The 12,712-nt window shown below is 48.5% G+C and carries 11 protein-coding genes; 5 read left to right on the top strand and 6 right to left on the bottom strand.

Annotated elements, in window-relative coordinates; all coding sequences use genetic code 11:
* Positions 1-2: 2 nt before the first annotated feature.
* Positions 3-950: a TatD family hydrolase gene (locus J2S36_RS06895; RefSeq protein ID WP_309956842.1), complete on the bottom strand. Its 948-nt coding sequence runs from the start codon at positions 948-950 to the stop codon at positions 3-5.
* A gap of 139 nt (positions 951-1,089) precedes the next feature.
* Positions 1,090-2,892, bottom strand: a complete 1,803-nt coding sequence (gene metG, locus J2S36_RS06890) for a methionine--tRNA ligase (protein ID WP_309956840.1) — start codon at positions 2,890-2,892, stop codon at positions 1,090-1,092.
* 135 nt (positions 2,893-3,027) lie between these two features.
* On the opposite strand from metG, the gene J2S36_RS06885 reads away from it, so the two are divergent.
* Positions 3,028-4,179, top strand: coding sequence for an isochorismatase family protein (locus J2S36_RS06885; protein WP_309956838.1), 1,152 nt, complete (start codon positions 3,028-3,030; stop codon positions 4,177-4,179).
* A gap of 85 nt (positions 4,180-4,264) precedes the next feature.
* Here J2S36_RS06885 and rsmI read toward each other — a convergent pair whose 3' ends face one another.
* Positions 4,265-5,095: a 16S rRNA (cytidine(1402)-2'-O)-methyltransferase gene (gene rsmI / locus J2S36_RS06880; RefSeq protein ID WP_309956837.1), complete on the bottom strand. Its 831-nt coding sequence runs from the start codon at positions 5,093-5,095 to the stop codon at positions 4,265-4,267.
* Positions 5,096-5,329: 234 nt separating this feature from the next.
* Here rsmI and J2S36_RS06875 point away from each other — a divergent pair, with 234 nt between their 5' ends.
* The 4 genes from J2S36_RS06875 (at position 5,330) to J2S36_RS06860 (ending at position 9,076) form a co-directional block, all read left to right on the top strand.
* Positions 5,330-5,674, top strand: coding sequence for a DsrE family protein (locus tag J2S36_RS06875; RefSeq protein WP_309956836.1), 345 nt, complete (start codon positions 5,330-5,332; stop codon positions 5,672-5,674).
* A 159-nt stretch (positions 5,675-5,833) separates the two neighbouring features.
* Positions 5,834-7,249: a L,D-transpeptidase gene (locus J2S36_RS06870; protein WP_309956834.1), complete on the top strand. Its 1,416-nt coding sequence runs from the start codon at positions 5,834-5,836 to the stop codon at positions 7,247-7,249.
* A gap of 186 nt (positions 7,250-7,435) precedes the next feature.
* On the top strand, positions 7,436-7,582 hold the full coding sequence (locus J2S36_RS06865) for a hypothetical protein (RefSeq protein ID WP_309956832.1): 147 nt from the start codon (positions 7,436-7,438) through the stop codon (positions 7,580-7,582).
* 3 nt (positions 7,583-7,585) lie between these two features.
* Complete coding sequence (locus J2S36_RS06860) at positions 7,586-9,076, top strand: DUF1846 domain-containing protein (protein WP_309956830.1); 1,491 nt, start codon at positions 7,586-7,588, stop codon at positions 9,074-9,076.
* A gap of 35 nt (positions 9,077-9,111) precedes the next feature.
* Here the strand turns inward: J2S36_RS06860 and J2S36_RS06855 are convergent, their stop codons facing one another.
* The 3 genes from J2S36_RS06855 to J2S36_RS06845 all read right to left on the bottom strand — a co-directional run bounded on the left by J2S36_RS06855 (position 9,112) and on the right by J2S36_RS06845 (position 12,703).
* Entirely contained in the window at positions 9,112-10,395 is a 1,284-nt protein-coding gene (locus J2S36_RS06855; RefSeq protein WP_309956828.1) for a class I SAM-dependent methyltransferase, read from the bottom strand.
* Positions 10,396-10,478: 83 nt separating this feature from the next.
* The gene (locus J2S36_RS06850; protein WP_309957510.1) at positions 10,479-11,732 is read right to left on the bottom strand and encodes an oligosaccharide MFS transporter; all 1,254 of its coding nucleotides are present in this window, start codon (positions 11,730-11,732) and stop codon (positions 10,479-10,481) included.
* Between the two features lie 86 nt (positions 11,733-11,818).
* On the bottom strand, positions 11,819-12,703 hold the full coding sequence (locus J2S36_RS06845) for a hypothetical protein (protein WP_309956826.1): 885 nt from the start codon (positions 12,701-12,703) through the stop codon (positions 11,819-11,821).
* Positions 12,704-12,712 lie beyond the last annotated feature (9 nt).

Here is a 12,712-nt window from a genome sequence, read left to right as displayed (position 1 = left end):
GCTTAAATTCCATATACTGCAAAAGTATTTCGATTTAAGATCTCACACCATTTTTCCAGCGGATACCCGCGCTGTTGCGCCATAAATCCGGCAGTATAAACACACCCCCAGACAGCATTTGGATGCCCCCGATACGGTACGGGGGTAAGATACGGAGCATCTGTTTCGATCAGGATTAACTCATCGGGTAGGGAATCGAAAGCGTGTTGCAACTGCGTATTTACCGGGTATGTGATTGGCCCGGCGAAGGATGCATACCAGCCATTTTCAGCACAGATTTCGGCAAGCTTTACATCACCTGAAAAACAATGGAAGACGGTTTTCTCCGGCGCTCCATCACGTTGCAAAATTTCCACAACATCAGCGTGCGCATCACGATCGTGGATCTGCATTGGTTTACCAAGCTCTTTCGCAAGCTGCAGGTGCGCCCGGAATGATTCTTTTTGCGCCGCTTTTCCGGCTTCTCCCGTGCGAAAATAATCAAGACCAGTTTCTCCAACCGCAACTACTTCCGGCTCCTGCGCGATCTGTGCCACTTGCGCAATCGCATCATCCAGCGAAAACTCGCGATGATGCACTGCAAACTCGTGCGTCAATCCGTCAGGTGATGCAGCCGAAATCCCAGCATGCATCGCAGCTTCATTCGGATGGATCGCAATTGCCGCCCAAATATTGGGCACACGTTTTGCCAGTTCTAAAGTATGCGCGAACTCAGGAATTTCGCAGCCTGACGTGATCGCGCCACGCACCCCGGCATCAGCCATCCTGGCAAGCAGTGTCCGCTCAAGTACCGGCATCAGAATTCGGCCTTCGGGATCATAGCGCTGCTGTAATTCACCGCCAGAAGCAGGCGCAGGATCAGCGCCGATATGCGTATGGTTATCAATGATCGGGACGGATAACGGACGCTCAGGGAGCAGCGGCAAATATCGTTTCTTATTCTTCCCCACTGTATTTCTCCTTTCACCCCAAACTGCCAACGCATTCCAGCACTGGCTCTCGCTTCGCCGCCCTCATTTCGCACTATCTGCGCAGATACCGCCCGCAAGCAGGATCTGCGCAAGTCGGTACGAGAATCGTGAACAGAATTTACAATCCCAAGCGGGCAAGCTCTTCGGCAATCACCGAATCATCAAGCTTCTGGAATGCCGGCTTTGGCTTCGTAATTGGCGTACCCGGCTGCACGATGCGCCGCTCCCATTTTCGTACATGTGCGTAATCACCAGTAATAATTGGGAATTTATGGCCCGAATCGAGATCTTCAGTCTCTACCAGTTGCGGCATCGGCGCAATCGTGCCGTCTCCCCCAAGAATCAAATCGATCGCATTTGCAGAGTGCGGTAAGAATACGCACATCATCGTATTCAAATCCGAGACTGCCTGAATCAGTGTATTTAACACGGTGCCAAGCCGTGCACGCAGCGCCTCGTCCTTCATCTTAAACGGCTCCGTCTTTGATACGTAACCATTTGCTTCACCCACTAAACGCATGATTTCAGTGAGTGCGGCACGCTGCTGATGATTCGCAATATAATTCCCGACGGTTACAAAGCCAGCATTGACCGCATCGAGAAGATCCTGATCAATCTTTTCAAGTTGCGCAGCAGGTGGAATTTCCCCAAAATTCTTTGCGATCATTGCCGCAGCACGATTTACAAGATTGCCCCAGCCAGCAACCAGCTCAGAATTATTACGGCGCACAAACTCTTCCCAGGTGAAATCAGCATCGGAAGTTTCTGGACCAGCAATGGAAATAAAATAACGCAACGCGTCTGGCTGATAACGCGAAAGCACATCACGTACATAAATCACCACAGACTTTGAAGAGGAAAATTTCTTCCCTTCCATCGTCAGAAATTCAGAAGCCACTACTTGCGTCGGCAAATTCAGCGCACCAAATTCGCCCGTCTTTCCACCTTGATTTCCTTTTCCGTTATATGCAAGCAACTCTGCCGGCCAAATCTGAGAATGGAAGACGATATTATCTTTGCCCATGAAATAGTACGTTAGGGCTTCTGGATTTTGCCACCATTGCTTCCAGTCTGCAGCAGATCCAGCACCTGCAAGCTCACGCCGCCGCGCCCATTCGATCGAAGCTGAAAGGTAGCCGATCACGGCATCAAACCAAACGTAAAGCCGCTTATTGGGTTGGTCTTCCCAACCTGGCACCGGAATCCCCCAGCTAATATCACGGCTCATCGCCCGCGGACGGACGTCCTCCAACAAATGCTTTGAGAAAGAAATTACATTCGGACGCCATTTTCCATCTTCTTCTACCTGATCCAGCCAATCGCGCAAAGCATCAGCAAGCGCAGGCAAATCAAGGAAATAATGCGCTGTGGTCTTAAATTCAGGCGGCAAACCGGAAACCTTCGAGAGCGGATTCAGCAAATCTTGTGGATCAAGCTGATTCCCACAGTTATCACACTGATCCCCTCGGGCACCATCAGCTTTACAAAGCGGGCAAGTGCCTTCGATATAGCGATCAGGCAATGTATTTCCCGTCTTCGGATCAATTGCGACAGGAGTTTCCTGCACCACCATATAACCGTTATCACGGCAGCCAACGAAGAGTTGCTGGACTACACGCTCGTGGTTCACCGTAGTGGTACGAGTGAATAAATCATACGAAAGCCCGAGATTCACCAAATCTTCAACGATGATCCGATTATTTTGATCAGCTAATTCTTGCGGACTGATCCCAGCTTTATCTGCAGCTACCATAATCGGCGTGCCGTGCTCGTCTGTACCCGATACCATCAACACATCGTGCCCAGCCATTCGCATATACCGGGAAAACACATCAGATGGCACGCCGAAACCTGCCACATGACCAATATGACGCGGGCCGTTCGCATACGGCCAAGCTACTGCAGAAAGAATTTTAGACATACTTCTAGAGTACGGCGTAACTTTCGATGAGGCGAATTTTTCCAGAAAAATAGCACACAAGAGCACAATCGTTACAATAGTGACTAGCACATTTTACAAGCTGCAGAAGCGGCAAGAACCAGAAAGGATCCCCCGATGAATCAAGAGAAACGCGCATTACTGATCGTGGATGTGCAGCCAACTTTCTGCGAAGGCGGTGCGCTTCCCATCATCGGCGGAAATGATGTAGCACGTAAAATTGCTGATTTTGTGACGGAAAATGCCAGTGAGTACGAACTGATTGTCACCACACAAGACTGGCATATCGATCCCGGTACACATTTTTCCGAGAACCCAGATTTTATTGATACTTGGCCGCCGCATGGGGTTGCAGGCACTCCAGAGGCAGATTTGCATGAGGAAATCGCCGCGCTGGCTTTCGATGACGCAGTGAAAAAAGGCGAGTACACTGCCGCTTATTCCGGCTTTGAAGGAAAGAATGAGAGTGGAGACACACTTGAGGAAATTCTGCGCACGCACGAGATTCAGGCAATTGATATTGCCGGGCTGGCAGAATCGCATTGTGTAAAAGATACTGCACTGGACGCGCTGCGGCTCGGTTGGCCGGTGCGGGTATTTTCGGATCTGACGGCACCTGTATCTGCCGAACTTGGGGTTGCTGCGCGTGCAGAGATGGATGAAGCTGGAATTGAACAGCTTTCCACCGCGGATGCATTTGGTTTTTACGAGGAAGGAGAAGATACTCCAATACCGGGTGACGATATTGCAGGAAGCTCTGCCGGTTTTACTTTTGGGAGCGTTGATTCCTGGAGCGATGACACCGATGATTCCTGGGATGATTTCTCCAATGATGATTCCGAAGATTTTTCCAATGATCCCGATCACCGCTGGAACGATGCAGATACGTGGAATGCGGACGATGCCGTCTGGGATGATCTAGACACAGATTGGGAGCAAGATCCGCTGTATGACCCCGATAGGGAAAATTTTGCGGAAGCTGAAGCTGATCCGTCAGTTGCTTCTGTCGCAGCAGAAATAGCGGCAGCTGTAGGCCGGCAGCCAATGCAATCTACCTCCTTGCAAAAGGAGCCGCAGCTTACGGAATCTGCGGCAGTGAGCTGGCCCGGGATGCCTGCAGAAGATCTTTCCGCACTCGACGATTTCGCCGATGCAGATTTTGATTTGACCGATTTTGATCTTGATTTTGATCAGCAGATCGATTTTTCTGCTGAAGTTTCAGATGACGATTTTGATTTTTCAAATATTGACTTTCGCCCAGGGCAGTAAATTTAACACACCTGAAAATATCCGCATCAGCTCATAAACTGATTTAAGAAGGCTATAGTGCAGCATGAAAAAATCTCATGCTGCACTATTCTTGCGCCAACGCTGCTTTGAAAAGTGCATTTTTCCGCACACCATTTTTCTGTGCAATGTATGCTGCAGCATCTTTTAATCGCAGCCCAAGCGCAGCCAGCTCATGCACCTGCGGCACCAAAGCCGAAAAATCTGCAGCTGCATTTGCCTCCGCTGGCGCACCTGCAATCACGAGGACGATTTCGCCGAGCACTTCTTTACTTTGCGCCCATTTTAGTAGTTTTGAAAGATCGCCACGAATTACTTCTTCATGTACTTTAGTTAATTCACGGCAAACTGCACCGTGGCGGGAGGTACCAAAAATATTTGCCATCGCCAGGAGCGTTGCTTCCAGTCGGCGTGGAGATTCAAAGAAAATCATTGTGCGCTGCTCATCTACCAGCGATTCCAAAGCTTGTTTGCGCTCGCCGTCTTTCCGAGGCAAAAATCCTTCAAAAGTAAATCGATCTGATGCAATTCCCGAGATCGCTAAAGCAGTAACTGGCGCAGACGGACCGGGGATCACAGTAAATTCTATTCCAGCTTCCGCGGCAAGTGCAGCCAGACGAAATCCCGGGTCAGAAATTGCAGGCATTCCCGCATCGCTTACCATCACTACATTTTTTCCAGCTTCCGCAGCGGAGATCAACTCCGGAGCTTTCACCGCTTCAATGTGATCATGATAAGCAATCACAGGCGCATGGATTTCTACTTCCAGCCGTCTTACCAGATTTAGCAGCCTGCGTGTATCTTCGGCAGCAATAAGATCCGCCGCCGCAAGCGCCTGCTTCAATCGCGGTGAGGCATCGGCATCATTTCCAAGTGGTGTACCGGCAAGAATGATCATGAATTTATCGTCTCATAATTTTGCAACATCACCCAGATTTTCCGCCCAAACCGTAACTATTACGTAAAGCAGGAAGTATTTCCTGGCAAGACGGATCCGCGATAATGCGCGAAAAAGGGAACTAGTTACAGCGTGTGTAAAATCTTTTGCAGCAATCAATATCAACTCAAGGCTTTGGTCCTAAACGTGTTATGATGGGCGTTATCGAATCATCAAGCAGCAAAGGAGCCGATGATGTCTGAGTTAAAACTGGTTTTTCACGTGAATGAAAACGACCGCTGGCCATTCACACTGCGTTCCGTGGGAAATTTGATCCATTCTGCCGCATCTGGGAAAGCCGTCGTAGTAGTAAATGGAAGCGCGGTACGTTCATTTTCACAACTTGAACTTGAACCAAAACTATTTGCAAAAATTGCCGCACTTGCAGCAGCAGGCGTGCGTTTTGCACTCTGCGAGGTGGCTTTGAATGAGCGGCAAATTAAGCGCGAACTGATCCCAGATTACGTGGAAACGGTCCCTGCAGGAATTGTGGAAATTGCAAAACTCCAGCAAAGTGGCTATGGATATGTGAAAGCTTAAGCACATATTTCTTGATCCTCTGTTTTCCGAAACAAAGCGCACAGCGAAAATACTGCAATATTTAACGAATTGGCGAATACCACACTCAGCGAGCTGAAATAAACTGCAAAATAAGGGAAAATTAACACTACACAACACACGCAGATTATTTGGAGCAGTATGTCGCGGCGAAAGATTGCAGTTATTTCCACAATTTCGGGATTCGCAATATTGATTTTCCTCCTTGCAGGTTATCTGCTTTATTTTTGGCTTGGCGGGCGCGCTCTTCCAGGAATGAAGGTTGGCAAAGTAGATGTCTCAGGAAAAACTGCATCGGAGATTTCCGCCGATCTCAATACGGCTGCTGCAACTGAAAAAATCAATTTCACAGGCGCGAATTTAGATGGCAATTCAGCTAAGTTAAACGAAATTGGGATCACTCTCCAAGCATCCGAGGTAGCAGCTGCAGCTCTCGCCCCAAATAGTTCTTTCAGCTCTTACTTCACGATCCCGTTTACTGGAAAAACGATTGAGCCAAAGCTTGAAATCGACAAAGAAAAACTTAATGCATCCGCTGTAGCACTCGCCGCAAAATCCACAGGCGCAAAAACCGTCGTAGAACCAAAAATTTTAGTTGCAGGCGAGGGATTCAAAATTCAAGCCGGAGAGTCTGGTGCTGGGATCGATCCGCAGATTTTCCATACAGCCGCCCAAGAACTTGTCGAAACTCAAAAATCTGTAGCTGCAAAAGTAAAACTCTCCGAGATCAAACCAAAATACACCGTTGCTGATCTTGAACGCACTAAGGCAGAAGCTGAAAAGCTGCTCGCCACCGAAGTGAGCGTAACTGCAGAAGGTAAAACCGTCAGTGCTGATACCAAAACTAAAATCGGCTTTATTACATTCAACGAGAATAAAGCCGAAGTAAACGAAGCCGCAATGAAAGAATGGCTCACCCAGGTAGCTGCGCCACACAACCAGGAAAAAATTACTGGTACCCGAAATGTAAACGCGGCTGGGCAAGTACTCGAAGTAGTAACTGCAGCACATGCTGAAAAGAATGTAACCAATTTCGATGCAGCGCTCAAAACTTTGCAAGCAGCCTTTAGCGCAAAGCAGCCGGCGAAAACCACACTTGATGTGCATATCAGCGAAGAAACCTGGACAGATCGCATTATTGCACGGGGCGCAGAACACCTCCCCTATAAGGCTACTGAAGGGGAAAAGTGGATCGATGTAAATCTTTCTACTTTCAAAATGACAGCTTATGAAGGCGCTACCCGTGTGCGTGGACCAATCACAGTAGTAACAGGCGAAAAGGGTGCCGAAACCATCACCGGCAAATTCAAGATTTGGCACAAAACCAAAACACAGTCGATGCGTGGAACCCATCAAGACGGATCAAAATACGACATCAAAAACGTTCCGGCAAATATGTTTTTCCACGGCGATTACGCAATCCACGGCGCTCCTTGGTGGGGGCCAAACGAGTGGGGTTTCCAAGGATCAAACGGTTGTGTGAATACTCCCGTACCTGATGCGAAATGGCTCTTTAACTGGGCACCTATCGGCACAGTGGTAGTCACACACTACTAAAACCGAGCTAACTTTCCCGGATTTTTCGCGCATTTCTGATACTTTATCAGCTCACCTCAGCAACAAGGGGTGACACGTGCAAAATTCTAGTTCATTTTTTCACTACTTCGTACACTGAAATCCGGTGATTATCCTCTCCGCGCCACGCCTTTCGTAATCGCAAATACTTCCGGCATACTTTATGGAATGAAGCGCGGGAATGCGCTGAATCGTGTATTTGATGCAGCAGAAAATCAGCATCAAATACACGATGCGCAAGGCAGGCCCGGCTTCCCAACAGGGCTCGCCTCTCTTAGTGTGAGCCATCAACTACTAGCTCAGAATTGGGAGTAATCAGTGCATCAAATCGGTTTCGATCGGGAAAAATATATCGCCATGCAATCTCAGCACATCAAAGCACGGAGAGATGAAATCGGCGGAAAGCTCTATCTTGAAATGGGTGGAAAGCTTTTCGACGATATGCATGCATCGCGTGTATTGCCAGGATTCACCCCAGACAATAAAATTGCGATGCTGGAGCAGCTGAAAGATGAAATCGAAATTCTTATTGCCGTCAATACAATGGATCTTGAGCGGCAAAAAATTCGCGCTGATCTTGGCATTTCCTATGAAGACGACGTACTTCGCCTGGTAGATGTATTCCGCGAGCGCGGTTTCCTCGTAGAAAATGTGGTCTTGACACGTGCAGATACGGATCCGCGAATTGCACGCGAATTCCGCGAGCGCTTAACTAAACTGGGCTTAAAAGTCACTTTCCACTACACGATTGCGGGATATCCTACCGACTCAAAGAAAATCGTCTCTGATGAAGGGTTTGGGAAAAACGAATACGCACACACTTCGCGTGATCTGGTGATCGTCACCGCGCCAGGCCCTGGCTCAGGCAAACTTGCAACTGCGCTCTCACAGGTTTATCACGAACATCAGCGTGGCGTAAATGCAGGGTATGCAAAATTTGAAACATTCCCAATTTGGAATCTGCCGCTCGACCATCCCGTCAATATTGCATATGAGGCAGCCACCGCAGATTTGGATGATGTAAATCTTATTGACCCATTCCATCTTGAAGCGTACGGCAAGAAATGCGTGAATTATAACCGCGACGTCGAAGCATTCCCATTGCTCGCCAAACTGCTGACGAAACTCACCGGATCTTCACCGTATCAAAGCCCAACAGATATGGGTGTGAATATGGCTGGCATGTGTATTTCGGATGATGAAGTATGCCGTGAAGCATCGAAACAGGAAATTATTCGTCGTTATTACAAGGCGCTCGTAGAAGAAAAAATCAATGATACAGCTCCCCTGCAGTCCACCCGGATTGCCGTGATTATGAGCAAACTTGGTCTTGAACCGGAATATCGCCACGTGGTAGAACCAGCATTGCAAATAGCACAAGCGACGGATGCGCCAGCTTCCGCGATCGAACTCGCTGACGGCACGATCATTACTGGGAAAACCTCCGCGCTGCTCGGCTGCTCAGCAGCGATGCTCCTCAATGCACTGAAGCATCTGGCAGGTATCGATGATGCGGCAAAACTGCTTTCACCTGATGCGATTGCGCCAATTCAGACTTTGAAAACAAAGCATCTCGGCTCACAAAATCCACGATTGCACACTGACGAAGTGCTCATTGCACTCTCTGTATCAGCAGAAAATTCACAGGATGCACGCGCAGCTCTCAGCAAGCTCGCTGAGCTGCGCGGCTGCGATGTACATACCACCACTGTGCTTGGCAGTGTAGATGAAGATATTTTCCGCAATCTTGGCTGTTTAGTCACTTCCGAGCCGAAGCGTTCCAAGAAAGGGCTCTACTGGAAACGCTAAGTTCAGTGCGCGTATCTGCGGCGAGCTGGAAGACCTTATTTCGCCGCGCGTAAGACTGTGAATTTCGAGTTCCGCGCTAACTCGACCACATTCACAAATCGCTTTTCCAGCTCTGGCCGATAACGCAAATGTGAATTGTGCACGAAATAGATTATTCCACCCTGGTGTAACTTTGCTTGCGCAGCATCAAGTAAATGTTGCACCAGGGTGGGATCTATTTCAGTGCCCTGATGGAAAGGCGGATTGAGAAGTACCACGTCGATCGAATCGTCTGTAATCGAATGTGCTGCATCATCCCAGGAAATAAATGCACGGCGATCAAGGATCTCACTCAACATTGTCAGATGCGTAGCAGTGATCGCATCAGCAGAAATATCTGTATCGTAAATTTTTACCCGTGAAAATACGTCAGCGAAAGCACGTGAAATCAGACCATTTCCACAGCCGAAATCAAGCATCGTAAATTCATGCTGCCGTGCCTGCTGCTCGCGTTTATTTGCTTTGACGGAGCTAGCTTTTCCAAAAAGCGCGAGTAAATCTGAGATCGCGTGAGTCGCAAGAAACTCGCCGCCGCGATCAGCCTTCGCACCTGAAAAAACTCCGCCAACTCCGAAAAGAACAGCATTTTGCGTGAAACCAGGGAGTGTAAATTCGCCTTTTAGCGGCTGATAAGCTGGCGCATCCGCTAAAATTTCACGCCCGATAAGGCAACGGAATTTCCCTTTCCCGCGCGAAGCATGTACATCTGCGAAAACCTCACCTAATACTCCATTTTGCTGCGGTGTCATATGCTTATTATTACCTCCAGCAATAAAAACTATCCCGCGCTGTTTCGGATCATTTTCCGGCTGTAAATTCTTTGTCGCAAAATTTGCTGCAGCAACGCTCCCCAGCTCTTCTCCGGCAGTATTTTCCCAAAGCGCCACCTCACGTAGCGAACGCACAAAATACCTCAGTTCTGCAAGCGATTTCGGTAATTCACTAAGCACGACATCAATCTCTGCTGGCATAATTCGACCATTAAAACCTGCACGCGCATCGGCAAAGAAAATATCGAGCTGGATTTCGGTTTCATACCCGGCAGCAAATACGCGGTCTTCCACGCCGGCTGCATCTGCGATATCGAGTGCAGCGAATGTTTGTAATACATCGCGCGAGCCAATAAACAATCGGGAAGCAGGATTTTTGCGTAAATGCTGCACTGCAAATTCCGTCAGTTCTCCGTGTGGATCAAGAAAAATGGCGATATCCCGCACCCCACTAAAATTAGCTGTTTCAGCCAATGCCACATCACAAATTAGTTTGCTTAAAGTATGCATTATTTCCTTCTGACTCTTTACTGCCGGCGATACGAAGTCATCATACTTCAGCAGTTATCTAAGCAAAAACGGAGCTGCGACCTTCATTTAGAGACTCGGCGCGGATCGTCAGCAAAAGCGAATAACGCCAAGAAAAATCCAAGCAGCATCGCGCAACCGAAAATTACGAAGACTCCTTGATAACCAATTGCATCCCGCAGCATCCCAAACGGCTGCGAAAGCAAGATATTGCCAATATACGAAGTTACGTAAAATCCCACCAGGTACACTGTCGCAGTGAGGCGCAAATCAAAATTATGCGTAATAAAATCCATTAACCCAAGCACGATGAGCGGCACCATTAAAGCATGGAAAATTTTCGTCAGCATAATTAGCGCCACAGAAGTTGCTGTAGCCGAACCGAAGACGATAAACGCCATCACCAATGCCGAAGCTAAAAGAGTACGTTTCGCACCAAATCGGGCAATCACAAAAGGCACGATCGACATCAGTAAGGCTTCGATTCCGGCTTGTACTCCAATAAAAATACCAAATATTTTCTGCCCAAGAGCTTCGTCCAAAAAATGATCCGTATAAAAATCTGGAAACATCTGTGATTCGTAAATTTGATAGACGCTCCAAGTGAGCAATGCGAATCCGACCACTGCCCAAAAATTTCGGTTGTAAATCAATTCCCGTATCGCTTCAGATGTAGCCGGGGGCGTCTGAGCAGGTGTTGCTGCCTGGATTTGATTCGGCAGCTCTTGCGGCGGAATTTCAACTTTCCAGAAAAGCTGCACGATCAGGAGTATCAACCCTAGTAGTGAGGATGCCCAAAAAACCATCAATGGATCAATCGTGAAGAGAAAGCCAGCACTGACCAATGCCACTGCATACCCCACCGAACCCCACATCCGCATGTGACCGTAAATTATTCCGGTGCGCACACAGAAACGACCAAAATATGCTTCAATGATCGCCATCGCTCCGGCAAATGCAATCGCAAAGAAAGCAGCACCCACAATCACCCCGGCGGCAAAATTGTATTGCAGCAGCGGCCGCAGGATCCAAGTAACGAACGGACCATTCAATGCTGCAAGAGCAGCTACAAAAATTAGAATCTGCCGCCGCAAACCGAGCCGATCCTGAAGCGCACCATAACCAAAAAGTACGCACACTGAAGCAATTGCATAAATTGAAAAGAAAATCCCAACTTGTGCGCCAGTGAGCATTATCCCGCCCGCTTTGGAAGTCAGCCAAAGTTGGAAAAATCCCCACCAAATCGCCCAGGAAGTGAAGAGCAGGAAGAAGCTCATCGCGCCATAAGCATACTTCATCTTTGCCGCCTGCGCTCTCATCACGACGCTTCCTTTCAAGTGTTCAGTTTTCAATTTTCAAATCAGTGGAAATTCGCAGATCCGGCTGCTGCCACAGATTCATTTGGCTAAGCGCGCCGACGGGCAAGGAGTGCATCAAGTGTGGTGCCACCACCGAGCAGATCCACGCGAGTTTGCTGTTCCTCCCGCAAGGCAGGTGCTTGCTCTGCTGCGGGCAACTGGGATTTGGCAAAACGTTCACCGATCCGTTTCGGACGATATGGTATTTGCGGATGATGTTGCGCTACCGAAATCGCTGCCGCCGCATACGGAGTAACTTTTCGCTTTTGGATCTTTTCTTTTACCGGGCGCTGATAAGTTTTCCGTACCGACTGCTGCACAAGTGAATTTTTTCTTTGCACCTCGTTAGCCGGAGAATCCATCACCATATTGCGAGAAGAACTTTCTGACTTCGCTTGCGATCGGATCACCCGATTTCCAGTTTTTTGCAGATCCGTTACGCTGTTTTGCCTCATCGGCTTGGGTCTGTGTGCTGTAGTAGCAGGGTTGCGTGTACCTGCCAGATCTTTCTCAGCCAAGGGGAAACTATTTCGCCCAGTATTGGGGCGCGCAATTTTCGGCTGCACTTTCCCATTTGGAAGCCCGGCAGTTTTTCTGCCAGCTGGCGGCAAGGTGCGCGTTCGCATTGAAGATCTCACTGCTTGCGCTGTTGCTTTTTGATGAATCTGCTTTTTCGCATCCGCGCTCATCAGTTTGCGTTCTGTGTAATAGATTTTTCCGCGTTCTGCGTGTGGCTGATGGTTTGCATTTAATCCCTGGAGATGTGAATTTCGCACTGCTCGCTGCGGCGTATCAAGCATCCGCAGCTCAGCCGAAAAACGTTCATCGATGACAGTTCGCGTAATAATTGCGCGACGGCGATTAAGCATTGGAATCACAGAAAGTAGCACAAAGCTGACTGCTATCGCAAATGCAATTCCTTCTCCACCCATACTCTTTAA

Source organism: Arcanobacterium hippocoleae, assembly GCF_031456295.1.
GTDB classification, from domain to species: domain Bacteria; phylum Actinomycetota; class Actinomycetes; order Actinomycetales; family Actinomycetaceae; genus Arcanobacterium_A; species Arcanobacterium_A hippocoleae.
Note: the sequence above shows the minus strand (reverse complement) of the source record. Positions and strands in the feature narration are given on the sequence as shown.